Genomic DNA, 24,483 nt, shown 5'->3' with positions numbered 1-24,483 from the left:
AGGGTCACGCCCAGGCCAGCACCGACTCCACCTCGACGTCGAGTTCGGACACCGGGATGTGGCCGAACTGCTCCACCACGATCCGCCCGTCCCGCCGCCGCCACGTGCCGCGCACCTGCCCGTCCACCACGACGTGCGGTATCGGGGCGCCGCCGACGCCACCCCGCACGAGCGGCGCGTGCTGCGGGTCGAGCAGCAGGTCGCGGTCCTGGTAGCCGAGCAGGAACGTGTCGAACGGGCCGAGCAGGCGGACCGTGCCGTCGAGGTCGGCGGCGTCGGTGGCCGGCAGCTGCCAGCCGTGCTTGCCCTCCACCAGCTCGTCGAACGGGAACGCGGCGTGCGCGTCGACCGCGGGCAGCCCGCTCCACGCGGTGAAGTCCTCGACCGTGGCGGGGCCGTAGGCGCGCAGATAGCGGCGGACCAGCTCCGGGATGCCGTGTCGGGTGTCGTCGGTGTGGGGGAGTAGCCGGTAGGTCGACCTTCCCACGCACACCACACCCTTGTTCGCGGCGTAGGCGAGCAGGTAGGCCGCCGCGGCGGTGGACGGGTCGAGCACCACGCCCACCTCGGCGAGCCGGGCGACGACCTGAGGTCTGGTGAGGGGTTCGGTCAGCACTTCCCGCAGGGCCGCCAACGCCTGCGCGGACAGCTCGTCGGTGAGCCCGAGTTCGAGCCGGTGCCGCCGGGAGCGGGCCACGTTCACCGGGCCGAGCAGCGCCACCAGCCAGCCGACGTCCTCGTGGCGCAGCAGGTGCACCGCGCCGCGCATCGCGCACGTCCGCACGACGTCGCCGGAGTCGAGCGCGGTGACGAGGTCGGCGGGCGTGACGCCGGTGGTGCGGGCCCGCACGGCGAGACCGGCGGCCGTGATGTCCTGCGCCTGCACGGCGAGCACGTCGCGCAGCAGTTCGGGCAGTGAGCGGGCGGGGGTCGTCAGGCGTTGCGCCCGCATGCGCAGCGCCCTCGCCCGACCGGCGGTCACCTCGGCCCCGCGCCCGTCGAGCCGCGGACCACCAGCTCGGGCATGAACACGAACTCCGCGTGCGGCGCCGGTGTGCCGCCGATCTCCTCCAGCAACGCGTTCACGGCGGCCTGGCCCATCGCCTCCACGGGCTGGCGCAGGGTGGTCAGCGGCGGGTCGGCGAACACGATCAGCGGCGAGTCGTCGAACCCGACCACCGAGGCGTCCTGCGGCACGTTCAGCCCGCGTTGCCGGGCCGCCCGGATCGCGCCGAACGCCATCAGGTCGCTGCCGCACACGATCGCCGTGCAGCCCTTGTCCAGCAACGCCGTCGCCGCGGACTGGCCGCCTTCGACCGTGAAGAGGGAGTGCTGGACGAGCTCTTCGGCCTGTTCGGCGGTGTAGGGGAGGACCGTGCGCATGTGCTGCACGAAACCCTCGATCTTGCGCAGCACCGGCACGAACCGGCGTGGCCCGACGGCCAGACCGATGCGCTCGTGACCCAGTTCGGCCAGGTGTGACACCGCGAGCCGCATGGCCGCGCGGTCGTCGGTGGACATGAACGGCGCCGAGATCTTCTCCGTGTAACCGTTGATCATGACGAACGGGATGCCGCGCCCGGCGAGCTTGGTGTAGCGGTCCATGTCGGCGGTGGAGTCGGCGTGCAGGCCGGAGACGAACACGATGCCGGCCACGCCCCGGTCCACCAGCATCTCGGTCAGCTGGTCCTCGGTCGAGCCGCCTGGCGTCTGCGTGCACAGCAGCGGCGTGTAGCCCGCGCTGGTCAGCACCTGCTCCACGACCTGGGCGAGGGCGGGGAAGATCGGGTTGCTCAGCTCGGGGGTGATCAGCCCGATGAGCCCGGCGCTGCGCTGCCGCAGCCGGGGTGGGCGTTCGTAGCCGAGCAGGTCCATCGCGGCGACCACGGCCTGCCGGGTGGCGGCGGAGACGCCCGACTTGCCGTTGAACACCCGGCTGACGGTCGCCTCGCTGACGCCCGCCTGCGCGGCGATATCGCTCAACCTCGCGGTCACGCCGTCCATGTCGGGTCCTCTCCTTCGTGGCGACACACGCACCCGTTAGGAAAGTCCTTGCAAGCGGTTTCTGCAAGCCCTTGACAACTTACGCCTCCGGTGCCAGGTTCGGTGAGGCCAGGCAGCGGGCGGCCTGTTCGGCTCCGGCGGTCATGGCCGCCGGCATGTCCGCGCTGGCGAGGTGGGCCAGCAGGAAGCCGGAGAAGAACGCGTCACCGGCGCCGTTGGTGTCCACGATCTCCTCGATCGGCACAGCCGGGACGCGGTGGACGGCGCCTTCGGCCACACCCAGCGCTCCGGCGGCTCCCAGCGTGGCCACGGCGGGTTTGTCGAGCGACTTCAGGAACACTGACAGCGCGTCCTCGCCCGTGAAGGCGTCGTTGTTGAGGAACACGTAGTCGGCGGCTTCCAGGAAGTCACGGTGGAAGTCGGCGACCCCGTCGTAGTCGTGCAGGTCGCACCACACCGGCACCCCGGCCGCGCGGGCGGCGGACAGCAGGGGACGGGCGTGGTCGGCGAGGTCGATCACCGCCGCATCGGCCGCCGCCAACGCCGCCGCCGTCCGCTCGTCGTGCCGGGAGACACGCAGCTCCGGCAGCTCCAGGTAGATCGACACCCGCCCGCCGTGCGGGTCCATCAGGTTGAGGTGCTGCTCAGTGGCGCCGTCCGCCACCTCCGCGATCACCTCGACCCCAGCCCGTTCCAGCACGTCGAGCACCGCGCGGCCGGCGGCGTCGTCACCCACGACGGTCCGCAGCGTGACGTCCGCGCCGAGCGAGGCGAGGTTCAACGCCTTGCCCGCCGACGTGCCGCCGACTGTCGTCCGGTGGCCTGAGGCGAACACGGTGTGCGGCCGTGCCTCGGGCAACTGGTCCAGGAAGACCAGTCGGTTCCACGACACCGGCCCCGCGACGAACACCCTTGGTTTCCGCATGCCCGCCATTGTCGGGCGTGATCAACAAACGGGCGAGCGCTCGGCAGCGCTGGCTGCAAGTGCTGTCATACTCGCCTCTATACCTTCAGTGTAGAATAAAAAGAACCAGTATCGCTCTGCTCAAAGCACGACCGTCCGCCGATTTCAGAACTCCACGTTGAGCGTGTGCAGCCGGTGGCCGAGCGGGGGCAGGGGTGTGCGGTCGAGGACGGCGTTGGCCGGGCGGATGTCGGGGAAGCGGTTCAGCAGGATGCGGAAGCACTCGTCGGCTTCGGTGCGGGCCAGGGCGGCGCCCAGGCAGTAGAACGCGCCGAGGCCGAACGCGGTGTGCCGGTTCGGCTTACGGGTGATGTCGAAGCGGTCCGGGTCGGTGAACACCTCGGGGTCGCGGTTGCCCGCCATCATCGCCAGGTAGAACCGCTTGCCGGCGGGCAGGTCCAGGCCGCCCACCTCGACCGGCTCGGTGCTCTCCCGGACGATCACGCCCGCCGGCCCGTCACAGCGCAGCATCTCCTCCACCGCGCCGGGCGTCAGCTCCGGGTCGGCCTTCAGCCGCGCCAGCTCGCCGGGGTTCTCGAACAGCAGCGCGAGCCCGTTGGCGATGAGCCCGGCGGTCGTCTCGTGGCCCGCGAACAGCAGCAGCACGCAGTTGGCCACGATCTCGTCCTCGGTGACCTGCCCTTCCCGCTCGGCGGCCACGAACATGCTGATCAGGTCCTCACGCGCCTCCGCACGGCGTTGCCGGACCAGGCCGCGCACGTACTCCTGCATCTCCAGCACGCTGCGCTGCGACTGGCGCAGCTGGTCGACGTCGGAAAGCAGGAAGATCGCCAGGATGTCCCTCGACCACGCCTGGAGCTGTTCGCGTTCGTCGGTGGGCATGCCGAGCATCTCGGCGATCACGTTGGCGGGCAACGGGTACGCCAGGTCGGCGACGACGTCCATCCGGCCCCGCTCGGCGACCGCGTCGAGCAGTTCGTTGGTCAGCTCACGCACCCGCGGGCGTAAGCCGTTGACGGTCGCGGGGGTGAAGTAGCGCTTGAGCAGGTGCTGGAACCGCAGGTGGTCGGCCTCGACCGTGTGGCCCATCCACAGCTCCATCGACTGGCGCAGGGGGAGTAGTTCGTCCTGCTCGTCCTGGCTGAGCGTGGAGATGGTCTGGGTCATGTTGGCGGGGGAGAGGCGGCGGTCCTTGAGCGCGGCCATGATGTCCGCGTGCCGGGTGAGCATGTACGCGTCGAGCTGGGGGACATGGCTGACCGGGCTCTCGGCGCGGATGCGGTGCAGCAGCCCTGTGGGATCGGCCATGGCCTCGGGGGTGAACAGGTCGTAGGACTGGACGGCAACGGCTGAATCGCTCATGAACGCCAGTCTGTCCCGTCGTCACGGTCGGAGGCCATGCGCGCCAACGGAATGGCGTAATCGAGCGATCGTCACAGGATAATTATCTCAATAGCTTCAGTGTTGACCAAAATTAGCCCCAACCCAGTGGTCCGGCCCCAACAAACAACCAAAACAGCAAGGAAGCCCCGGGCGGGGCCGGGGGCTTCCTTGCAACGACGGCTCAGGGTTGCGATGCCCACCACTGACGGCCGGATTCGCCGAGCGTGGAGATCGGGTCGTAGTACGGGTACCGGCGGTCCAGCGCGTCCGGGTCGTCCAGTTCGATGCCGGTGCGGTAGTTCTTGGTCCAGTACGAGATGCCGAGTTCGCGGTCGTACTCGTGGAGTTGGTGGACCCAGCGCTTGCCGACGTACGGGACGTCGCAGACGATGCGCGGCGTGGCGTAGCCGGGGAGGTAGCCCATGATGGCGTGCTGGAGTTCCTGGGCTTCCCAGACGGCGACGCGCCAGTGTTCGGCGTTGGGGATCATGTCGCACATGTAGAAGTAGTACGGCAGGATGCTCGCCTCGCCTTGGAGTGCGAAGCACAGGTCGAGCAGGTCGTCCGGGGTGGCGTTGACGCCCTTCATCAGCACGCCCTGGTTGCGGACGTCGCGGACGCCGACTTCCAGCGCGGTGCGTGCGGCTTCGGCGACGAGTGGTGTCACGGACTGCACGTGGTTGACGTGGGTGTGGATGGCGAGGTTGACGCCGCGTCGGGAGGCGGTGCGGGCGACGCGTTCGAGGCCTTCGACGACCTTGGGCTGGAGCCAGTGCTGGGGGAGTCCGGCGAGTGCCTTGGTGGCGAGTCGGATGTCGCGGACGGTCTCGATGTCGAGCAGCCGCATGAGGAACGACTCGAGTTGGGGCCAGGGGACGTTGGCTACGTCGCCGCCGGAGACGACCACGTCGCGTACGCCGGGTGTGCGCTTGAGGTAGTCGATCATCTGGTCTTGGCGGTCGACCGGTTTCAGGGCGAGCTTCTGCTTCTGGATCTGCGGGGTGGAGTTGCCGACGAGGTCCATGCGGGTGCAGTGGCCGCAGTACTGGGGGCAGGTGGAGACGAGTTCGGCGAGGACTTTGGTGGGGTAGCGGTGGGTGAGGCCTTCGACGACCCACATCTCGGCTTCGTGGAGGGAGTCGCGGCTGGAGTGGGGGTGGCTGGGCCAGTCCGGGTCGCGGTCGGAGCGGACGGGGATCATGTAGCGGCGGATGGGGTCGGCGAGGAACGCCGTGGTGAACGTTTCGGGGTCCAGTGGCGCGTGGGGCGCCATGGTGTTGAGCATCTGGGGCGGCGTGAGCATGGACATGGTGGCCGCGTGTTCCTGGTCGGCGACCAGGTCTTCGTAGAAGCGGTCGGTGAGCAGGTCGCCCATGAGGGTGCGGAGCTGTTTGAGGTTCTTGACGCAGTGGGCGCGTTGCCACTGGGCGTCGCGCCATTGGGCGTCGGTGACGTCGCGCCAGCCGGGGAAGCGGCGCCAGTCGGGTTCGGTCAGTTCTTGGCGCACGTAGGTGTAGGGCTGTAGGTCGGCCCGGTGTGACGTGGGCGTGACCTCCTGCAGCGCAGTCATCTGTGCTCCCTACCCGTCGAGTGGCGTGAAGATATGTTGCCAGATGGGCCCTGCGACGTAAATATTTCGGCGGGGAGCGTTTCGGGGTGTTCGTGCGTTGGGGTGTGTATGCGTGTGTTGGCGGTACTGCTCGTCGGCCTGGCGGTCGAGGTCACAGCCCTGGTGGCGGCGTTCGACGCCTGGGGTGCGTTGCCGACCCTCGGGTTGTTGATCGTGGGCGGGGTGGTGGGTTCGGTGCTGATGCGCCGGGAGGGCGCCCGCACGATGGGGGCGTTCTCGGAGGCGTTGCGGACGCGTCGTGCGCCGCATCAGGAGATCGCGGACGGCGTGTTGATCGCGGCGGCGGGTTTCCTGATCATCGTGCCGGGGTTCATCAGTGACGTGGTGGGGTTGTTCCTGCTGTTCCCGCCGACGCGGAGGTTGGTGAGCCGGCGGATCGTCCGGCGCGCGGAGGAGCGTGAGCGGGCGATGGCGTTGAACTTCCGCTATGGGCAGTCGCCGATGGCCGGTGGTGTGGTGGTGGACGGTGTGGTGGTCGAGGGGGACGTGCGCCCGGGTCCGGCGCCGGTGGACCGGCCCGAGTTGCCGTGAGCGCCGGTTGACCTGAGCCCGAATTGCTGATGAGCCGAGTTGTCGTGAGCCCGGGTTGACCTGAGCGCGGGTCGGCTGCCGACCCTGCCGGGGTGTCGTGTGGTGGGGCGTTGGGTACGTGACACGGCATGACGGTCATCGGTGTGCACGCCTCGCATGAGCAGGTACATCCGTCGGCGCTGTTGGAGGCGGTGCGTCGGGCGGAGGAGGTCGGGTTCGACGCGGCGATGAGTTCGGATCACTTCTCGCCGTGGAGTGAGCGTCAGGGGCAGTCGGGGTTCGCGTGGTCGTGGCTGGGTGCGGCGCTCCAGGCGACGTCGTTGCCGTTCGGGGTGGTCAACGCGCCGGGTCAGCGGTATCACCCGGCGGTGGTGGCGCAGGCGATCGGGACGTTGGGGGCGATGTTCCCGGGTCGGTTCTGGGCGGCGTTGGGGACCGGTGAGGCGAGCAACGAGCACATCACGGGTGGGGTGTGGCCGCGTAAGGACGTGTGGTCGGCGCGGTTGCGTGAGTGTGTGGACGTGATCAGGGCGTTGTTGGCGGGGGAGGAGGTCTCGCACGACGGGCTGGTGCGGGTGGACCGGGCGCGGTTGTGGACGAGGCCGGAGGTGCCTCCGCCGCTGGTGGGTGCGGCGGTGAGTGAGGCGACCGCGCGGTGGTGCGCGGAGTGGGCGGACGGGTTGATCACGGTGAACGCGCCGGTGGAGCACCTGAAGCGGATGGTGGGGGCGTATCGGGACGCGGGTGGTCGGGGTCCGCTGTACCTGCAGGTGCATTTGAGTTGGGCGGAGTCGGAGGAGGAGGCGTCGGCGGTCGCGCATGACCAGTGGCGGAGCAATGTGTTCGGTCCGCCGGTGTGTTGGGACTTGGAGACGGTGGAGCACTTCGACGTGGTGTCGGAGCGGGTGACGCCGGAGCAGGTGGCGGCGGTGGTGAACGTGTCGTCGGATCTCGATCGGCATGTCGCGGTGTTGCGGGATTACGCGGGGTTGGGGTTCGACGGGTTGTTCCTGCACCACGTGGGTCGGGAGCAGGAGCGTTTCCTGGATGTGTTCGGGGCGCGGGTGCTGCCGGGGGTGAGGGCGTGAAGCTGACGCGGACGGCGGACCTGTGGTGGAAGAACGCTGTTGTGTACTGCCTGGATGTGGAGACGTTCCATGATTCGGACGGCGATGGTTGTGGTGATTTCCGGGGGTTGACGCAGCGCGTCGACCATCTGCACCGGTTGGGTGTGACGTGTGTGTGGTTGATGCCGTTCTTTCCGACGCCGGAGCGGGACGATGGTTATGACATCACCGATTTCTACGGTGTGGATTCCCGCTTGGGCACGCTCGGGGATTTCGTGGAGTTCGTGCGCACGGCCCGTGATCGGGGTATCCGGGTGATCGCGGACCTGGTGGTGAACCACACGTCGGACAAGCATCCGTGGTTCCAGGCCGCGCGGGATCCGGGGAGTCCGTTCCACGACTGGTACGTGTGGCGGGACGAGCCGCCGCCGGACGCGGAGAAGGGTGTGGTGTTCCCGGACAAGGAGAAGTCGCTGTGGACGTACGACCGGAAGGCGAAGCGGTACTACCTGCACCGGTTCTACAAGCACCAGCCTGATCTGAACGTGGGGAACCCGGCGGTGCGGGACGAGATCGCGCGGGTGATGGGGTTCTGGATGGAGTTGGGGTTGTCGGGGTTCCGGGTGGACGCGGTGCCGTTCCTGTTGGAGGCGCCGATCGAGGAGTTGCCGGATCCGCATGACTACCTGGGTGATCTGCGGGCGTTCCTGTCGCGTCGCAATGGCGAGGGTGTGTTGTTGGGCGAGGTGAATTTGCCTTATGCGGAGACGATGAAGTTCTTCGGCCGCTCCGACGGCGTGGGTGACGAGTTGCACTTGTGTTTCGACTTCATCGGGATGCAGCAGATGTATTTGTCGTTGGCGCGGAAGGACGCGGGTCCGTTGACGCACGCGTTGACGGAGCGTCCGGTGCCGCCGCGTGACTGCCATTGGGCGACGTTCGTGCGTAACCACGACGAGTTGACGTTGGACAAGTTGACGGTGCCTGAGCGGCAGGAGGTGTTCGAGGCGTTCGGTCCGGATGAGGACATGCAGTTGTACGGGCGGGGTCTGCGGCGGCGGTTGCCGGGGATGTTGGACTTCGACCTGCGGCGGATCCGGATGGTGTACAGCCTGTTGTTCTCGCTGCCGGGCACTCCGGTCCTGTTCTACGGGGAGGAGGTCGGGATGACGGAGGACCTGGCCGTGGAGGGTCGGGGCGCGGTGCGGACGCCGATGTGGTGGGACGCGGTGGCCGAGCAGCGGCGGGACGGGGACTCGCTGCTGGCGTGGACGCAGTTGCTGGTCGAGCGGTACCGGGAGTGCCCGGAGTTGGCGTGGGGGACGTTCAAGGTGGTGGACACGGCGGATCCGGCGGTGTTCGCGCATCGCTGTGACATCGACGGCGGCACGGTGGTGGCGGTGCACAACTTCGCGGAGCGGGAGGTGACGGTGGAGTTGTCGGAGTTGGAGGGTGAGCTGACGGACGTGTTGGTGGACGGCACGGTGCCGGTGAAGGACGGCAAGGCGCAGGTGGAGTTGGGTCCTTACGACTGTCGGTGGTTCCGGCAGGTGCGGTAGCCCCGCCGACGCCCGCGTAGCCCGCGACTACGTTCGAACCAGATACTTGCGGAATCCCGGTCGTTCACGTGAAGATATTCGCGTCCTGACCTTGTCGACCGAAGGATTTCCATGACTTCGCCGTACGGTCTGCATCGTGTCGTCGAGCCCGCGGGGGTGTTGCCGCAGCAGGCGTGGCGGTTGGACGCGTCCCCGGAGTGCGGTGCGGACGAGGTCGTGGTCGACGTGGAGCGGCTGAACCTGGACGCGGCGTCGTACCGGCAGTTGCGCGAGGAGCACGGTGTCGCGGGGGTGCGGCGGGCGGTGCTGGACATCGTGGCGTCGCGCGGGAAGATGCAGAACCCGGTCACCGGGTCGGGCGGGATGCTGTTGGGCACGGTCCGCGCGGTGGGTGCGTCGTCGCCTCTGGGTCTGCGGGTGGGTGACCGGGTTGCGACGTTGGTGTCGCTGACGTTGACCCCGTTGCGGATCACGGACGGTCTGGCGCGGTGGGACGGCGCGGATGAGCAGGTGCCGTGTTCGGGCACGGCGGTGCTGTTCGGCCGGTCGATCGCGGCGGTGTTGCCGGACGATCTGCCGGCGGGGTTGGCGTTGTCGGTGCTGGACGTGTGCGGTGCGCCCGCGTTGACCGATCGGGTCGTGCGGCGTCACGGCGCGCCGTCGGTGCTGGTGTTGGGTGGTGGGGGCAAGTCTGGGTCGTTGTCGCTGGCCGCCGCGCGTCGGGCGGGGGCGTCGCGGCTGGTCGCGTTGGTGCCGACGGAGCGTGAGGCGGGCGCGGTGCGTGACGCTGGGCTGGCCGATGTGGTCGTGGTGGCCGATGCCCGTGACCCGGTGGCGGTCGCGGAGGCGGTCGGTGCCCCGGTCGACGTGACGGTGGTGTGCGTGGACGTGCCGGGGTGCGAGCACGGGGCGATCCTCGCCACGGCCGACGGCGGCACGGTGGTGTTCTTCTCGATGGCGACGTCGTTCTCTGCCGCGGCGCTCGGCGCGGAGGGTCTGGCGGCGGATGTGGAGATGCTGGTCGGGAACGGTTACGTGCCCGGTCACGCCGCGTTCGCGCTGGATCTGCTGCGGGCCGAACCTGCCGTGCGGGCGTTGTTCGAGCACCGGCAGACTCGGCAGGCGTGACTACCGTGAACGGCGTCCCGGCGTCGGCCAGTCCTGCGACGCGTCTGCTCGTGGGGGGACGCGTCCACTCTCCGACCGCGCCGGACGCGACGGCGATGGCGATCAGCGACGGCACCGTGGTGTGGCTGGGCCGGGATTCCGTGGGGCGCGCGCTGCATCCCGACGCGGAGGTGGTCGAGTTGGACGGGGCGTTCGTCGCGCCCGCGTTCGTCGACGCCCACGTGCACGCCACGTCGGCCGGTCTGCTGCTGACCGGCTTGGATCTCACCGGCTGCCGCTCTCTCGCCGAGCTGTTGGACGCGGTGCGTGCGGCGGAGGGGCCGGTGGTGTGGGGTCACGGGTGGGACGAGACGCGGTGGCCGGAGAACCGTCCGCCGACCCGTGCCGAACTCGACGCCGCCGCCCGTGGGGCGCGGGTCTACCTGTCCCGTATCGACGTGCACTCCGCGCTGGTGTCGTCGGCGCTGGTCGAGCTCGCCCCGGCGGCGCGTGACGCCGACGGCTGGTCGCCCGACGGGCCGCTGTCCCGCGCGGCGCACCACCACGTGCGGGGGGCGGCGAAGGAGGCGATCCCGGTGGGGCGGCGGCGGGCGGCGCAGCAGGCGTTCCTCTCGCACGCCGCGTCGCGCGGTATCGCCTCGGTGCACGAATGCGCCGGACCGGACATCTCCGGCGTGGACGACCTGGCCGACCTGCTGGCCACCGACGTGCTCGACGTCGTCGGCTACTGGGGTGGTCTCTACTGGGGTGGTCTGGAGCCGGTGGACCTGCCCGTGCGCGGTCTGGCGGGTGACCTGTTCGTGGACGGCGCCCTCGGTTCCCGCACGGCCGCGTTGTGCTCCCCGTATGCGGACGCGGACACGTCCGGCGTCTTGTACCTGGACGCCGACGCGATCGCCCGTCACCTGGTCGCGTGCACGGAGGCGGGGTTGCAGGGCGGGTTCCACGTCATCGGTGACGCCGCCGTCGCGGCCGTGGTCGAGGGCTTCGAGAAGGCCGCGGCGGTGGTCGGCGTCCCTGCGCTCGCCGCCCGCAGGCACCGTCTGGAACATCTGGAGATGGTCACCGCGGAGCAGGCGGTGAAGCTCGGCTCCTGGGGTGTCGTCGCGTCGGTGCAGCCCTTGTTCGACCGCGAGTGGGGCGGCCCGGACGGCATGTACGCGCAGCGGCTGGGGGTGGAGCGGGGGACGGCGTTGAACCCGTTCTCGCGGCTCGCCGCCGCCGGCATGATCCTCGCGCTGGGTTCCGACGCGCCGGTGACGGCGGTCGACCCGTGGGCGGCGATCAAGGCCGCCGTGCGGCACCGCACCGACGGCTCCGGCCTGTCCGCGCGCGCCGCGTTCACCGCCCACACCCGCGGCGGGTGGCGTGCGGCGGGTGTGGACGACGGTGTCACCGGCACCCTCCAGCCCGGCGCGCCCGCCACCTACGCCGTGTGGGACGCCGGCGACCTGGAGGTCGCCGCCCCGGACAGCCGGGTGCAGCGCTGGTCCACCGACCCCCGTTCCCGCGTTCCCGCCCTGCCCGCGCTCGACGGCCCCGCCCCGACGTGCCTGCGCACCGTCCTGCGGGGCCGCACGATCTTCGACCGGGAGGCCCCGTGACGGTCTTCGCGGGCGACGTGCCCGCGTTCCCCGGCTCGGTCCGCGACGACCCGACCGAGTCGCGACCGGCGCGTCTCCCGGACCACAGGTGGAACCTGCTCGCGACCGGACCGGTTTCGGGCCGCCGCGCCCGACGACCGGCCGGGCCGTCGCCGAGCGCGGCGCGCGGATGAGCCAGGCGATGAGCGAAATTCCAGACCCCGAAGAGCAGGAGTGACCTGATGGCGTTGCTCGACCTCGACCCGAAGGTGGTCGCCACGGCGCGGGAACTCGCCGCGCGGGCCGCCGAACCGGTGGTGGCCCTGGCGAAGGCCCACACCACGGTGGCGGTCGAGCGCGCCACGCTGCGCCTCGCCGGCATCACCGGCGCCGACTCGACCCACCGCGCGGGCGACGTGCCGTGGGTGAACCGGGTCGTGGACACCGTGCGGGAGCACTGCGGTCTGGAACACGGCGTGGTGCTGCCGGTGTTCCACGCGTTGCGGGAGCACAACTTGGCCGGGCTCACCGACCTGGCCGAGGCGACGGCCGCCGGGCAGGTCCGATACTCGCTGCCCACCGGGCGCGACCGGGAACGCGCCGGCAAGGCCGCGACAGCCGCCGTCATCAAGGGTCTGAAGATCGTGGACCGCAACCGCGCCCAGCGGGACCGGCTCGTCACGCGGCTCGGCGATCCGCCCCGGCGGCCGTGGATCTACCTGATCGTGGCGACGGGCGACATCGACGAGGACGTCGTGCAGGCCAAGAACGCCGCGCGCGCCGGCGCGGACGTGATCGCCGTGATCCGCTCCACCGGGCAGTCCCTGCTCGACTACGTTCCCGAAGGCGCCACCCACCACGGGTTCGCGGGCACGTACGCCACGCAGGAGAACTTCCGCATCATGCGCGCCGCGCTGGACGACGTGTCGGCCGAGGTGGGCCGGTACGTGCGGCTCACCAACTACGCCTCCGGCCTGTGCATGCCGGAGATCGCGGTGCTCGCCGGGTTGCAGCGCCTGGACATGATGCTCAACGACTCGATGTACGGAATCCTGTTCCGCGACATCAACCCGGTCCGCACGTTCGTGGACCAGCGGTTCTCCCGGCAGGTCCACGCCCGCGCCGGCATCGTCATCAACACCGGCGAGGACAACTACCTCACCACCGACGACGCCGTGGACGCCGCGCACACCGTCACCGTGTCGCAGCTGCTCAACGAGCACTTCGCCCACGAAGCCGGCCTGTCCGACCACCTGCTGGGCCTCGGTCACGCGTTCGAGATCGACCCGAAGATCCCCGGGTCGTTCCGCCTCGAACTCGCCCACGCCCTGCTGGCCCGCGAGCTGTTCCCCGACGCGCCGCTCAAGTGGATGCCGCCCACCAAGCACATGACCGGCAACGTGTTCGAGGGCTACCTGCTCGACGGGTTCTTCACCCTCGCCGGCGTCCTCACCGGGCAGAGCATCCTGCTCGTCGGCATGATGACCGAGGCCGTGGTGACGCCGTTCCTGTCCGACCGCGACCTCGCCCTGGCCAACGTCCGCTACGTCCTGGACGCGGCGGGAGGTCTCGCCGAGGACTTCCGGCCCGCGCCCGACGGGCTGATCGTGAAACGCGCGCACCAGGTGCTGGGGGAAGCGGTGGACCTGCTCGCCCGCATCGTCGACGACGGACTGCTCAACGCCATCGCGGACGGCACGTTCGGCCTGATGAAACGCCCCGCCGACGGGGGACGCGGCGCCGACGGCGTGGTCGAGAAGGCCGACGACTACCTCAACCCGGCGTCCGAGCTGCTGGAGGCACGGTGACACGGCACGTCCGACCCTACGGCGACACCACCGGCGACGGCATGGTGCAGATGTCGTTCACCCTGCCCGTCCCCGCCGGCCCCAAAGCCGACGGCGCCGCCCGGCAGCTCGCGAACCGGATGGGCGTCGACCCCGCCATGGTCGTGCACTCGAAGCCCATCGGCGACGACTTCACGTTCTTCGTCGTCTACGGCTCCGTGCAGCACATCGTGGACCTCGACGACGTGCGCGTCGTGGAACGCGAATACCCGCTGCTGTCGCCCGCCGAGGTGAACACGACGCTGAAGAAGCTGCTGCGCCGCAAGCTCGTCGTGGTCGGGGCGTGCATCGGCAGCGACGCCCACACCGTCGGCATCGACGCGATCCTCAACATCAAGGGATTCGCCGGCGAGAAGGGCCTGGAGTACTACCGGGAGCTGAAGGTGGTGAACCTCGGCGCGCAGGTGTCCGTGCCCGAGCTGGTGCGGCGTGCGCGTGCGGAGAAGGCCGACGCGGTGCTCGTGTCGCAGGTCGTGACCCAACGTGACGCGCACCTGCTCAACATCCGGGAGATGGCCGCCGCGTTCCGCGAGGCGATGGGGGAGCGGCGGCCGCTGCTCATCGCCGGCGGACCCCGCTTCGACCCGCTGATGGCCGGCGAACTGGGCGTGGACCGCGTGTTCGGTCGCGGCACCACCCCCGGCGAGGTCGCCGGCTACCTCGTGCACGCCGTCCAGACCAGGAAAACCGCACCGCCTGTCAAAGCCGCGCGGGTGACGAGCGCGAAGACGAAGGAGAACACGTGAGCCTCGCCGAAGGATCCGCCACCGCCGAACCCGTCCCCGCGGGGTCGGGCGCTGCGGGGACGGTGACCGATCCCTCGGTCACCGCGGGATCGGTCACCGAGGGATTCGCCGTCACCCACCGCCGGTACGTGCCGCACTCGCACGCCCACTACGGCGGCGCCCTGGTCGACGGCGCGTACGGGCTGGGGCTGTTCGGCGACGTCGCCACCGAACTGCTCATCCGCACCGACGGCGACGAAGGACTCTTCGCCGCCTACTCCTCGGTCGAGTTCCTCGCCCCCGTCCTCGCCGGCGACGTCGTCGAGGCCACCGCCACCCTCGTCCGGGTCGGCACCCGTTCCCGCGAGATCGACTTCGAGGCGCGTGTCGTGTGCCGTTCCGCCCCCGACCGGGGCCCGTCGGCCGCCGTCGTCCTCGACCCGCCCCTGGTCGTCACCCGCGCCCGCGGCACGGTCGTCGCACCCAAGCCCGCCTGAGCCGACCCCCGGCCGGACTAGTCGCCCTCCTGGAGGACTTCGGGGTTCTCGCACGCGTCGACGTGGTTGACCCGGTGCCGCAGCCTCAGCTCGTCGGCGAACACCCCGGCGTCGACCCCGAACGCCTCCACCACCCGCAGCGACGCCGGGGTGTGGTCCACGGCGGCGGCGTCGGCGAGATCCTCGCGTCCCGCCTCGCGCAGCTCGTCCGTGAGCCGCCGGTGGTTCTCCGCCTTGGTCCGCTCGTCGCGCACTTCCCGCACGCGGTCGTCGTCGCGGAGCTCGTCGGCGACGCGCCGCATCTCGTCGTCGGCGTCGAACAGCACCTGCAACGCGGTGCAGTACGGGGTCGGGGCGCCGGGGACGTGCCGGGCCTGCGGGAAGACCACCAGGAGCGCGGTGACGCCGGTGGCCAGCGCGAGGCCCACGGTGAGCAGCAGCGGTCTGCGAACCACGGGCACCAGCCTGCCACGTACCGTCGCACGGCCGCGACCCAGCGTCACCCCGCGTGCCGCGGCACGCACCGCGCCGCCGTTCTGCCAGGATCGGTCACGTGATCAGTCTCGATCCGGCCTCCGCCGTGCCGCCCTACGAGCAGGTGCGGTCGCAGTTCGCCCGCCAGATCACCGAGCGGGAACTCGCCGTCGGCACCCGTCTGCCGACGGTGCGGGCGTTGGCCGCGGAACTGGGCCTCGCCGTGAACACGGTCGCCCGCGCCTACCGCGAACTGGAGGAAGCCGGTCTCATCGAGACCCGCGGCCGGGCGGGGACGGTTGTGAGCGCCGCCGGGGAACGCAGCCGTGAACGCGTCCTGCGCGCCGCCCGCTCCTACGCGGCCACCGCCCGCGAGCAGGGCCTCACCGCGGACGAGGCGCTGGAGATCGTGCGCGCGGCGCTGGCCGGCTGACCCGTAGGGTTGGGCGGGTGGCGAACGAACACGGCGGCGACCCCGCCCGGACCCTCGCGGTGCTGTGGCGCACCACGGAACGCACGGCGCGCAAGGACCTCGGCGTGGATCGCATCGTCGTCGCCGCCGTCGCGCTGGCCGACGAGGAAGGCCTCGGCGCGCTGTCCATGCGGCGCGTCGCCGAGAGGCTCGGCGTGGGCACCATGTCGCTGTACACGCACGTCCCCGGCAAGGCCGAGCTGGTGGACGTGATGGTCGACGCCGTGCAGGCGGAGACCGCGCGGCCCGTCGACGTCCCCGGCGGGTGGCGCGGCAGGCTGACCCAGGTGGCGCGGGAGAACTGGGCGCTGCACCTGCGCCACCCGTGGCTGCTCGACGTCATCGCGCACCGCGCCGTCCTCGGGCCCAACGTCGCCGCCAAGTACGACTACGAACTCGGCGCGGTGGACGGCATCGGCCTCACCGACCTGGAGATGGACTCGGTCCTCACCCTCGTCCTCGCCCACGTGCGGGCCGCCGCCCGGATCGCCGTCGACGCCGCACGCGTCGAACAGCGCACCGGCCTCACCGACGAGCAGTGGTGGCAGGCCGCCGCGCCGTTCCTGGCGAAGGTCTTCAACCCCGACCGCTTCCCCACCGCCGCCCGGGTCGGAGCGGCGGCGGGGGAGGCGCACGGCGCGGCCTACGACGGCGGGCACGCGTTCACGTTCGGGCTGGAACGCGTGCTCGACGGCATCGAAGCGCTGGTCCGGTCCCGTCAGTAGGGACGCTTGGGCATCATCACCCACAACACCAGGTAGATCAGGAACTGCGGTCCCGGAAGCAGGCACGACAACACGAACACCAACCGCACGGTGTTGGGCTTCCACCCGTACCGGGCCGCCAGCCCCGCACACACGCCCGCGATCACCTTCTGGTTCTGAGGCCTGGTCAACGTGGTCATGACTCCACCATCCCCGCACTGGACGCCCCCCACATCGGTGGGAACCCTGATTGATACCCCCGCCCGCCCCACCCCAACCCCAGGGCAACCACCACCCCGCCCACACGTCCACCCACCCCCGGCGACACCGCGCGCCGACCGCCGACCCCGCGCAGGACGGACGCCGGCCGCGCGCAGGCCCGACCGCCGATCCCGGACAGAACGGACAGCCCGTCCCCCGGGCGTGGGACGGGCTGTGGGTTCGTGACCGGGGGCTCGTAGGCTGATCGGGTGGTCGCAACCCCCGTGGCGCCGGGTCAGTCCGTCGCCGACACGCCCCCCGCCCGCCGCCGGGACCTGCGCGGCACGCTGACGCGGGTCGTGGTGGCCGCGCTGGGCGGCGGGGCGGTGTTCCTCAGCTTCCCGCCCCGCACGGTGTGGTGGCTGGCGCCCGTCGGGTTCGCCGTCCTCGGCGTCCTGCTGCACGGGCGGCGCGCGCGGGCCGGGTTCGGGCTCGGCCTGGTGTGGGGGCTGGGGTTCATGGTGCCGCTGCTGCGGTGGACCGGCGAGTTCGTCGGCCTCGTCGCCTGGCTGCCCCTCGCCCTGCTGTGCGCCCTGCTCATCGCCGTCGGCACCGCCGCCATGGCCGTCGTGTCCCGACTGCCCGGCGCGCCCCTGTGGATGGCGCTGGTGTGGGTCGCCGACGAGGCACTGCGCGCCGTCGTCCCGTTCGGCGGCTTCCCCTGGGGCAAGATCGCGTTCGGGCAGCCCGAGGGCTGGTACCTGCCGCTCGCCTCCGTCGGCGGCGCCCCGCTGATCGGGTTCGCCGTCGCCCTCACCGGCCTCGGCGCCGCCCACCTCCTGCGCCAACGGGCCTGGAGCGGCCGGGGGATCGCGGCCGCCGCCGTGGTGCTGCCCCTCGCCGCCGGTGTCGGCGCGTCCGCGCTCGTGCACACGAACCCCGACCAGGGCACCGCCACCGTCGCCGCCATCCAGGGCAACGTCCCCCGCGCCGGCCTCGACTTCAACGCCCAGCGCCGCGCCGTCCTCGACAACCACGTCAAACGCACCCTGCAACTCGCCGACGACGTCCGCGCCGGCCGCGCCGAGCAACCCGACCTGGTCATCTGGCCGGAGAACTCCTCCGACATCGACCCGTTCCGCAACGCCGACGCCGCCGCCCGCATCCGACTCGCCACCGAGACCATCGGCGCGCCCATCGCCGTCGGCGCCGTCGTCATCGACCCCGACGACCGGCTGCCCCGCAACACCGTCGTCCTCTACGAACCCGGCCGCGGCGCCACCGACACCTACACCAAACGGCAGCTCCAGCCCTTCGGCGAGACCATGCCCTACCGGTCGTTCTTCCGGATCTTCAGCGAGACCGTCGACCGCGCCGGCACGTTCCAACCGGGCACCGACCCCGAGGGCTTCACCATGGGACCGGCGAAAGTGGCCATCGACACGTGTTACGAAGTCGCGTTCGACGGTGTGGTCCGCGACTCCGTCGCCGCCGGCGCGAACATGATCGCCATCCCCACCAACAACGCCACGTTCGGCTACACCGAGATGACCTACCAGCAGCTCGCGATGTCCCGTGTGCGTGCCGTCGAGTACGGCAAGACGGTGGTCGTCGCGGCCACCAGCGGGGTGAGCGCCATCGTCCAACCCGACGGGTCCGTCACCGCGCGTACCGGCATGTTCACGCCCGACGCGCTGGTGGCGACCGTGCCGCTGCGGGGGGAGGCTACGCTGGCCACCCGGCTCGGCGCATGGCCCGAGTGGGTGATGACCGCCCTGGGCCTTCTGGCCGTGGCGTTCAGCGTGACGACGAAACGACGATCGCGTCCGACCCCCGAAGAGGGCGTCGGCGAGGAGGAAACGGATGGCGGACCAGCAGGCGCAGCCTGACCGCGAGCTCGGGCCGGTGCTGGTGGTGATCCCGACCTACAACGAGCGGGACAACATCGGGAAGATCGTGCGACGGCTGCACACGGCACTGCCGGACGTGCACGCGCTCGTCGTCGACGACGGCAGCCCCGACGGCACAGGCGACCTCGCCGACGAGATGGCCGCCGCCGACGACCGGGTGCACGTGATGCACCGCACGGAGAAAGCAGGCCTCGGCGCCGCCTACGTCGCCGGTTTCCGGTGGGCACTGGACCGCGGCTACGCCGTGGTCGTCGAAATGGACGCCGACGGCTCCCACGCCCCCGAGGACCTGCCCCGGCTCCTCGACGCGCTGCGCGACGCGGACCTCGTCCTCGGCTCCCGCTACGTGCCCGGCGGCAGCACGGTCAACTGGCCCAAGTACCGGGAGCTCATCTCCCGCGGCGGCAACGTGTACTCCCAGATCGCCCTGGGCGCGAAGGTCAAGGACATCACCGGCGGGTTCCGCGCGTTCCGCGCCGAGGTCCTCGAAAGCCTCAAGCTCGACACCGTCGCCTCGCAGGGCTACTGCTTCCAGATCGACCTCGCCTGGCGCACCATCGAACTTGGCCACCGCGTCGTCGAGGTGCCCATCACGTTCACCGAGCGTGAGGTCGGCGAGTCGAAGATGAGCGGCAACATCGTCCGCGAAGCCCTGTGGCGGGTCACGAAGTGGGGCCTGCGGCGCCGCGGCGGCCAGCTGCGCGACCTGTTCGCCCCCAAGCCGAAGACCCCCAGCAGCCGCTGAGCGGTCCACGGACGCACGAACGCCGAAGGGGCCCGCCGGAATCAATCCGGCGGGCCCCTTCGGCGTCATGCGGCTCAGGCGGTGCGGGTGCGCCGCCCCTTCAGCTCTTCCAGCCGCTCGTCCAGCAGCTCTTCGAGCTCCGGGATCGTGCGCCGCTCCAGGAGCATGTCCCAGTGCGTCCGCGGCGGCTTGACCTTCTTCTCCTCCGGCACGGCACCGTCGATGATCTTCGACACCTGGCCGTGCAGACGGCACTCCCAGGTGTGCGGGATCTCCGCGTCGTCGGAGAACGGCACCTCGAAGTCGTGGCCCTTGGGGCAGGCGTACCGCACCGACCGGCGCGGGGCGAGGTCGTGATTGCGGTCGGTCTCGTAGCTGACTGCTCCGAGCCGGCTACCCCGTAGAACGCGGTCGGCCATGGCGGTGTCCTTTCGCTCGGCTCAGGGCCGGGGCCCAGGCTTGTTGCTCACCGAGTGCAACGATCGGACTGCTCCGTTCGTTCCCGGCTTCACGGTCATCGTCGCCCACAGTGACGTCTTTCACCCGTCAACGAAGGCTTCCTCCTAAGGGATGCAATCGCGACCGGTTCGTGACGCGTTATCAAGCTACCGGGGTACTTCATCACACTGATGGAGCAGTCCCGGGAGAAGTCGTGCGGCTGCGACAGCTTAGACCGAACACGTAGGGCGACGTTACGGCGGGTTTAACTCGACAGTAGTGACGCCCGTCATGGTTACGGTTACGCAAAGTTAATCCGGAGTTTTTCGGCCACGTCGCCACGCTCGGTGGCGGCGCGGGTGTGGACGGTGGCGGACATGAGGATGAATCACCCGTCCGGACCGCCCCCAAACGTCCATCCGGGCGCTTGGTCCCCTCGATGACTTCAGTGTTGCCCGAACGCAACGTTCCCGACCAGTCGGTCGAGCAGCTCCCGTTGCGCCCCCACGACTTTCACCCTCGCCTCGACCAGCGGAAACCACGCCACCCGGTCGACCTCGGGATACTCCCGGAACCGACCCGACCCCCGCGGCCATTCCAGCGTGAACGTGCCCGGAATCACCTGATCGGGATCGAGGTCGGCGGCCAGCGCCCACGCCTGGACGACTTTCCCGCCCGACTGGCGGACCTCGCCGAGCGGCACCAGCTCACCCTCCGGGACCGGCAGGCCCAGCTCCTCGGTGAACTCGCGGCGCGCCGTGGCCTCCGGATCCTCGTCGCCGTCGGGCTCGCCCTTCGGGATCGACCACGCGCCGTCGTCCCTGCGGGCCCAGAACGGGCCGCCCATGTGCCCGAGGAGCACCTGGAGTTCGCCGTCCACCACGCGGTGGAGCAGGATCCCGGCGCTGCGCCTGCCTGTCATGCGCACAGTGTGACGTGTCCCGCACCGCCGGACCGGTGCGGGCCGGCGTCCCGGAGCGCGGCGGCGGGTCAGGCCCTTGCGGCGGGTGGTCAGGCCTTCCGGCGGCGGGTCAGGTCTTGCGGCGGGTGCGCATGTGGATCTGCTCGCCCTGCTTGCCGAACAGGCTCAGCAGCTCGACCGGCTCGTCGTCCGCCGGGCCGAACCAGTGCGGCAGGCGGGTGTCGAACTCGGCCGCCTCGCCCGTCACCAGCACCACGTCGTGGTCCGCCAGGATCAGCCGCAGCCGCCCCGACAGCACGTACAGCCACTCGTAGCCGGTGTGCGTGCGCGGATCCGGCTCGCCGCGCGGCGGGATGATCATCTTGTAGGCCTGGAGGCCGCCGGGCTGCTGGGTGAGCGGCAGGATCGTCATGCCGTCACGGCGCACCGGCACCGGACGGATCCGCGGATCGCCCACCGGCGGCGCGCCCACCAGCTCGTCCAGCGGGACGCGGTGCGCGCGGGCGATGGGCAGCAGCAGCTCCAGGCTGGGACGCCGCTGCCCCGACTCCAGCCGCGACAGGGTGCTCTTGGAGATGCCGGTGGCCTCCGCGAGGTCGGCGAGCGTCGCGCCCCGGCTGGTGCGGACGTGACGGAGCCGTTCACCCACCTTGCCCAGCACGTCGTCGGTCGGGTCGTCTGCCAGGTCGTCGGTCGGGTGGTCGGGCGGGCCGGTCGTACTGTTCATGATCGTTTCCCGGTTTCGGCAACAAGGTTTGTCCATTGTGGGACATCGGGGGGATGCTCGTCCACATGGAGATCGGTGACAGCGGGTACAGCTCGGACAGGTACGAGGTCGTGGTGATCGGAGGTGGCGCGGCGGGGCTGAACGCCGCGCTGGTGCTGGGGCGGGCGCGGCGTTCGGTCGCGGTGGTCGACTCGGGGGAGCCTCGCAACGCCCCAGCGGAGGGCGTGCACGGGTTCCTGTCGCGCGACGGGATGCCGCCCGGCGAGCTGCTGGCGGTCGGACGGGACGAGGTGGCCCGGTACGGGGGCCGGTTCGTGTCCGGCCGGGTCGCGCGGGTGGAGCAGGAGGCGGGGGACGGGCCGTCGTTCCGGGTGGTGCTGGAGGACGGGACCGTGCTGGCCGCCGCACGGGTCGTCGTGGCCACCGGGCTGCGCGACGAACTGCCGGACGTGCCCGGTGTGCGGGAAGGGTGGGGCGCCTACGCGCTGCACTGCCCGTACTGCCACGGGTACGAGGTGGCCGACGGGCCGCTGGGCATCCTCGGGACGCACGAACGGTCCGCGCACCAGGCGTTGCTGGTCCGGCAGTGGTCGTCGGACCTGGTGTTCTTCGCCGTGCGGCCGTTGTCCGACGACGACCGGGCCGCGTTGACCAAGCGGGGCATCCGGATCGTCGACGGACCGGTCCACGCGGTGACGGCCGCCGGGGTCGAGACCGAGGCGGAAGGGCTCGTGCCGCGTCGGGCGGTGTTCGTGGCGCCCGAGTTCCTGCCCCGCGACGGGTTCCTCGACGCGTTGGGGTGCGAGCGGGACGACGCGGGCTGGGTGCGGGTGGACGGGTGGGGCGCGACGAGCGTGCCCGGTGTCTACGCGGCGGGGAACGTGGTGGACGCGATGGCACAGGTGGTGTCCGCCGCGGCGGCGGGCGCGAAGGCCGGGGTGGCCGTCAACGCCGACCTGGTGTTCACGGCCGCCTGAACCCACCGCGTGAACCGACCGCCCGCAGCACTGCCCGGACCGCCGCGTGCGGGGGATCGGGTGAGGGTCGGGGCGGGGTCAGGTGAGGCTGAGCTGGTGGCCCTTGACGGCGTGCGGGCCGAGGTCGCCGGTGCGGTAGTGGTTGCGGCACAGGACCTGGTAGCGGATGTCGACGCCGTCGGGCGCGGCGGGCGGCGCGGTGTCGGCGACCAGGACCGTGTCGCCCGCGCGGACCACGTCGCCGTCGTGGACGCGGGCGTTGAACCGGCCCGGACGGCCGCACCAGCACAGCACCTCGACCTGGATGGCGTCGAGCTCGTCGGCCAGTTCGAACAGGCGCTGCGAACCCGGGAACAGGGTGCTGCGGAAGTCGGTGGCCAGGCCGAAGCAGTACACCTCCAGGTGGGTGTCGTCGGCGAGTTCGGCGAGCTGGTCGACCTGCTCGGGGGACAGGAACTGGGCCTCGTCGACGATGAGGTAGTCCACCCGGGCGCCGCGGGTCCAGTGGTCGCGGACCAGGGTGCGCAGGTCCATGGCCTGGTGCACCTCCAGCGCGTTGCGGGCCAGGCCCATGCGGCTGGAGATGGTGGGCGTGCCGGAGCGGTCGTGGCGGACCAGGAGCAGTCCGCGGCGGCCCTGGCGGGCCTGGTTGTGGTCGATCTGGAGCGCGAGGGTCGACTTGCCGCAGTCCATGGGGCCGAAGAAGAACCGCAACCGCCCCGTGGGCGCGCGGCCGTCGCCGGAGGCGGGCACGGAGGACAGCGCGTCGGTCGGGTCGGGTGAGGCGTTGATCGGTTCCACGGCGCGCCACCCTAATGGGCGGTACCGGCGCGGGCGTCGACGGCTCCTCGGAGCGCCGGGAGGACGCAGTACCGACCCGACCGGTTCCCGCGCCGGGGTGTGACGGCCGCCCGCTGCGCGCGACCACACGGGTGACACTGGACGAGATATACCGCTTCGCGATATAACGTGCGGTGTGAGAGGTATGTCGGAGCAGGTGTTCCTGGTGCTCACCGCGTTGGCGGAGGAGCCGTTGCACGGGTACGCGATCGTGCGCGCGGTCGACGGGTTGTCGGAGGGTCGGATGCGGTTGCGGGTGGGCACGCTCTACGGGGTGCTGGACCGGTTGGTCGCGGAGGGCCTGGCCGAGCGGGACCGCGAGGAGGTGCACCAGGGCCGGTTGCGCCGCTACTACCGGTTGACCGACGCGGGTGTGCGGGTGTTGTCCGCGGAGGTGGCCCGGCTGTCGGCGAACGTGCGCGCCGCGTCGTCGGTGCTGAAGGCGAGGGGTGCGCTGTGAGCTCGAACCTGGAACGCCGCTACCGGACGCTGCTGCGGGTCCTGCCCGCCTGGTACCGGGCGGAGCGCGAGGAGGAGATGGTCGGGATCTTCTTCGCCGACCGCGGTGACGACCTGGACCTGGAGCACGGGTGGCCGGGGTGGGGTGAGGCGGCGGCGACGCTCGGCCTGGCCGTGCGGGTGCGGTTCGGGGTGGGGCGTCCGGCGGGCGCGGTGGTGCGGCTGCTGGCGTTGACCGGTCTGCTGGGCCTGCTGGTGGTCGCGGCGCAGTCGTGGACCGTGTCGGCCAGGTTCGGCTGGGCGGGGGACCGGCCGGTGTGGTGGTACGACGTGCTCGCCGTGGCGGCGTTCGCGGCGCTCGTGTCGGGGCGGCGCGCGGCCGGGCGGGTCGCCGGAGGGCTGTTGGGCCTGGCGGCGCTGTGGCCGGTCGTGTGGACGCTGGCCGAGGTCGGGGCGATGGGGTGGCCGCACGTGCTGTGGCAGCTGCCGGTGTGGGTGACGGCGGTGGCCGTGCTGCTCGGGTTCCACCGGGAGGCGCCGCCGGTGCCGCGGGTGTGGTGGGTGATGGCGCCGGTCGCGCTCGTCGTCGGTGCGGCGTCGGTGCTGTTCACGCCGGGCCTGTCGACGGCGACGATGCTGCTGTCGTGGCTGGTCGCCGTGGCCGTGGTGGCCGCGTTCCGCCCGTGGACGGCCCGCGCCACGACCCCGGCGACAACCGGCCACTAGAGCCACTGG

The 24,483-nt window shown here is 71.1% G+C and carries 27 protein-coding genes; 16 read left to right on the top strand and 11 right to left on the bottom strand.

Annotated features, from left to right (window positions below; translation table 11 throughout):
- Nucleotides 1-4 precede the first annotated feature (4 nt).
- The 5 genes from F4560_RS11500 to F4560_RS11480 form a co-directional block, all read right to left on the bottom strand.
- Entirely contained in the window at nucleotides 5-982 is a 978-nt protein-coding gene (locus F4560_RS11500) for a winged helix DNA-binding domain-containing protein (protein ID WP_184919341.1), read from the bottom strand.
- Nucleotides 979-2,004 (bottom strand): LacI family DNA-binding transcriptional regulator, encoded by a 1,026-nt coding sequence (locus tag F4560_RS11495; protein WP_221483453.1) that lies wholly within the window; start codon nucleotides 2,002-2,004, stop codon nucleotides 979-981. The genes F4560_RS11500 and F4560_RS11495 overlap by 4 nt, the downstream gene beginning before the upstream one ends.
- A gap of 79 nt (nucleotides 2,005-2,083) precedes the next feature.
- Nucleotides 2,084-2,929 (bottom strand): carbohydrate kinase family protein, encoded by an 846-nt coding sequence (locus F4560_RS11490; protein WP_184919339.1) that lies wholly within the window; start codon nucleotides 2,927-2,929, stop codon nucleotides 2,084-2,086.
- Nucleotides 2,930-3,073: 144 nt separating this feature from the next.
- Entirely contained in the window at nucleotides 3,074-4,291 is a 1,218-nt protein-coding gene (locus F4560_RS11485; RefSeq protein ID WP_184919337.1) for a cytochrome P450, read from the bottom strand.
- Between the two features lie 202 nt (nucleotides 4,292-4,493).
- The gene (locus tag F4560_RS11480) at nucleotides 4,494-5,882 is read right to left on the bottom strand and encodes a KamA family radical SAM protein (RefSeq protein ID WP_184919335.1); all 1,389 of its coding nucleotides are present in this window, start codon (nucleotides 5,880-5,882) and stop codon (nucleotides 4,494-4,496) included.
- A gap of 108 nt (nucleotides 5,883-5,990) precedes the next feature.
- Here F4560_RS11480 and F4560_RS11475 point away from each other — a divergent pair, with 108 nt between their 5' ends.
- The 9 genes from F4560_RS11475 to kal all read left to right on the top strand — a co-directional run bounded on the left by F4560_RS11475 (nucleotide 5,991) and on the right by kal (nucleotide 14,879).
- Nucleotides 5,991-6,473, top strand: a complete 483-nt coding sequence (locus F4560_RS11475; protein WP_184919333.1) for an FxsA family protein — start codon at nucleotides 5,991-5,993, stop codon at nucleotides 6,471-6,473.
- A 128-nt stretch (nucleotides 6,474-6,601) separates the two neighbouring features.
- Nucleotides 6,602-7,561, top strand: a complete 960-nt coding sequence (locus tag F4560_RS11470; protein ID WP_184919331.1) for a TIGR03885 family FMN-dependent LLM class oxidoreductase — start codon at nucleotides 6,602-6,604, stop codon at nucleotides 7,559-7,561.
- Nucleotides 7,558-9,099, top strand: a complete 1,542-nt coding sequence (locus F4560_RS11465) for an alpha-amylase family protein (RefSeq protein ID WP_184919329.1) — start codon at nucleotides 7,558-7,560, stop codon at nucleotides 9,097-9,099. The genes F4560_RS11470 and F4560_RS11465 overlap by 4 nt, the downstream gene beginning before the upstream one ends.
- 111 nt (nucleotides 9,100-9,210) lie before the next feature.
- A complete protein-coding gene (gene kdd / locus F4560_RS11460; RefSeq protein ID WP_184919327.1) occupies nucleotides 9,211-10,227 on the top strand; it encodes an L-erythro-3,5-diaminohexanoate dehydrogenase in 1,017 nt (338 codons plus the stop codon).
- Nucleotides 10,224-11,831, top strand: a complete 1,608-nt coding sequence (locus tag F4560_RS11455; protein ID WP_312869159.1) for an amidohydrolase — start codon at nucleotides 10,224-10,226, stop codon at nucleotides 11,829-11,831. The genes kdd and F4560_RS11455 overlap by 4 nt, the downstream gene beginning before the upstream one ends.
- Nucleotides 11,828-12,004: a hypothetical protein gene (locus F4560_RS11450; RefSeq protein ID WP_184919325.1), complete on the top strand. Its 177-nt coding sequence runs from the start codon at nucleotides 11,828-11,830 to the stop codon at nucleotides 12,002-12,004. Before F4560_RS11455 ends, F4560_RS11450 begins: the two co-directional genes overlap by 4 nt.
- A 48-nt stretch (nucleotides 12,005-12,052) precedes the next feature.
- The gene (gene kamD, locus F4560_RS11445; RefSeq protein ID WP_184919323.1) at nucleotides 12,053-13,618 is read left to right on the top strand and encodes a lysine 5,6-aminomutase subunit alpha; all 1,566 of its coding nucleotides are present in this window, start codon (nucleotides 12,053-12,055) and stop codon (nucleotides 13,616-13,618) included.
- A complete protein-coding gene (kamE, locus tag F4560_RS11440; protein ID WP_184919322.1) occupies nucleotides 13,615-14,403 on the top strand; it encodes a lysine 5,6-aminomutase subunit beta in 789 nt (262 codons plus the stop codon). The genes kamD and kamE overlap by 4 nt, the downstream gene beginning before the upstream one ends.
- Entirely contained in the window at nucleotides 14,400-14,879 is a 480-nt protein-coding gene (gene kal, locus F4560_RS46090; RefSeq protein ID WP_312869157.1) for a 3-aminobutyryl-CoA ammonia lyase, read from the top strand. Before kamE ends, kal begins: the two co-directional genes overlap by 4 nt.
- Nucleotides 14,880-14,896: 17 nt before the next feature.
- Here kal and F4560_RS11430 read toward each other — a convergent pair whose 3' ends face one another.
- On the bottom strand, nucleotides 14,897-15,334 hold the full coding sequence (locus F4560_RS11430; protein ID WP_184919320.1) for a hypothetical protein: 438 nt from the start codon (nucleotides 15,332-15,334) through the stop codon (nucleotides 14,897-14,899).
- Nucleotides 15,335-15,432: 98 nt separating this feature from the next.
- Between F4560_RS11430 and F4560_RS11425 the strand changes: the two genes are divergently transcribed.
- Nucleotides 15,433-15,786 carry a GntR family transcriptional regulator gene (locus F4560_RS11425; RefSeq protein WP_184919318.1) on the top strand — a complete coding sequence of 118 codons (354 nt, stop codon included), beginning with the start codon at nucleotides 15,433-15,435 and terminating at the stop codon, nucleotides 15,784-15,786.
- A 17-nt stretch (nucleotides 15,787-15,803) separates the two neighbouring features.
- The gene (locus tag F4560_RS11420) at nucleotides 15,804-16,550 is read left to right on the top strand and encodes a TetR/AcrR family transcriptional regulator (protein WP_184919316.1); all 747 of its coding nucleotides are present in this window, start codon (nucleotides 15,804-15,806) and stop codon (nucleotides 16,548-16,550) included.
- Here the strand turns inward: F4560_RS11420 and F4560_RS11415 are convergent.
- Nucleotides 16,544-16,729 (bottom strand): PspC domain-containing protein, encoded by a 186-nt coding sequence (locus F4560_RS11415; protein WP_184919313.1) that lies wholly within the window; start codon nucleotides 16,727-16,729, stop codon nucleotides 16,544-16,546. The genes F4560_RS11420 and F4560_RS11415 overlap by 7 nt on opposite strands.
- Nucleotides 16,730-16,999: 270 nt before the next feature.
- On the opposite strand from F4560_RS11415, the gene lnt reads away from it, so the two are divergent.
- Nucleotides 17,000-18,619, top strand: a complete 1,620-nt coding sequence (gene lnt / locus F4560_RS11410) for an apolipoprotein N-acyltransferase (RefSeq protein WP_312869153.1) — start codon at nucleotides 17,000-17,002, stop codon at nucleotides 18,617-18,619.
- Nucleotides 18,594-19,385, top strand: a complete 792-nt coding sequence (locus tag F4560_RS11405) for a polyprenol monophosphomannose synthase (RefSeq protein ID WP_184919310.1) — start codon at nucleotides 18,594-18,596, stop codon at nucleotides 19,383-19,385. The genes lnt and F4560_RS11405 overlap by 26 nt, the downstream gene beginning before the upstream one ends.
- A 74-nt stretch (nucleotides 19,386-19,459) precedes the next feature.
- On the opposite strand, the gene F4560_RS11400 is transcribed toward F4560_RS11405, so the two are convergent.
- The 3 genes from F4560_RS11400 to F4560_RS11390 form a co-directional block, all read right to left on the bottom strand.
- Entirely contained in the window at nucleotides 19,460-19,804 is a 345-nt protein-coding gene (locus F4560_RS11400; protein WP_077007752.1) for an RNA polymerase-binding protein RbpA, read from the bottom strand.
- 464 nt (nucleotides 19,805-20,268) lie between these two features.
- Nucleotides 20,269-20,745: an NUDIX hydrolase gene (locus F4560_RS11395; RefSeq protein ID WP_184919309.1), complete on the bottom strand. Its 477-nt coding sequence runs from the start codon at nucleotides 20,743-20,745 to the stop codon at nucleotides 20,269-20,271.
- A 109-nt stretch (nucleotides 20,746-20,854) separates the two neighbouring features.
- The gene (locus F4560_RS11390; protein ID WP_184919307.1) at nucleotides 20,855-21,472 is read right to left on the bottom strand and encodes a helix-turn-helix domain-containing protein; all 618 of its coding nucleotides are present in this window, start codon (nucleotides 21,470-21,472) and stop codon (nucleotides 20,855-20,857) included.
- A gap of 65 nt (nucleotides 21,473-21,537) precedes the next feature.
- Here F4560_RS11390 and F4560_RS11385 point away from each other — a divergent pair, with 65 nt between their 5' ends.
- Nucleotides 21,538-22,449: an NAD(P)/FAD-dependent oxidoreductase gene (locus F4560_RS11385; RefSeq protein ID WP_184919305.1), complete on the top strand. Its 912-nt coding sequence runs from the start codon at nucleotides 21,538-21,540 to the stop codon at nucleotides 22,447-22,449.
- A 78-nt stretch (nucleotides 22,450-22,527) separates the two neighbouring features.
- Here the strand turns inward: F4560_RS11385 and F4560_RS11380 are convergent, their stop codons facing one another.
- Entirely contained in the window at nucleotides 22,528-23,250 is a 723-nt protein-coding gene (locus F4560_RS11380) for a thymidine kinase (protein WP_184919303.1), read from the bottom strand.
- 184 nt (nucleotides 23,251-23,434) lie between these two features.
- Between F4560_RS11380 and F4560_RS11375 the strand changes: the two genes are divergently transcribed.
- Both F4560_RS11375 and F4560_RS11370 read left to right on the top strand, forming a co-directional pair.
- A complete protein-coding gene (locus F4560_RS11375; protein WP_184929076.1) occupies nucleotides 23,435-23,749 on the top strand; it encodes a PadR family transcriptional regulator in 315 nt (104 codons plus the stop codon).
- Complete coding sequence (locus F4560_RS11370) at nucleotides 23,746-24,474, top strand: hypothetical protein (RefSeq protein WP_184919301.1); 729 nt, start codon at nucleotides 23,746-23,748, stop codon at nucleotides 24,472-24,474. Before F4560_RS11375 ends, F4560_RS11370 begins: the two co-directional genes overlap by 4 nt.
- Nucleotides 24,475-24,483: the final 9 nt, after the last annotated feature.

The sequence above is a fragment of the Saccharothrix ecbatanensis genome, assembly GCF_014205015.1.
Classification (GTDB): Bacteria; Actinomycetota; Actinomycetes; order Mycobacteriales; family Pseudonocardiaceae; genus Actinosynnema; species Actinosynnema ecbatanense.
The sequence above is the reverse complement of the archived record's forward strand: the minus strand, read 5'-3'. Positions and strand labels throughout refer to the sequence as shown.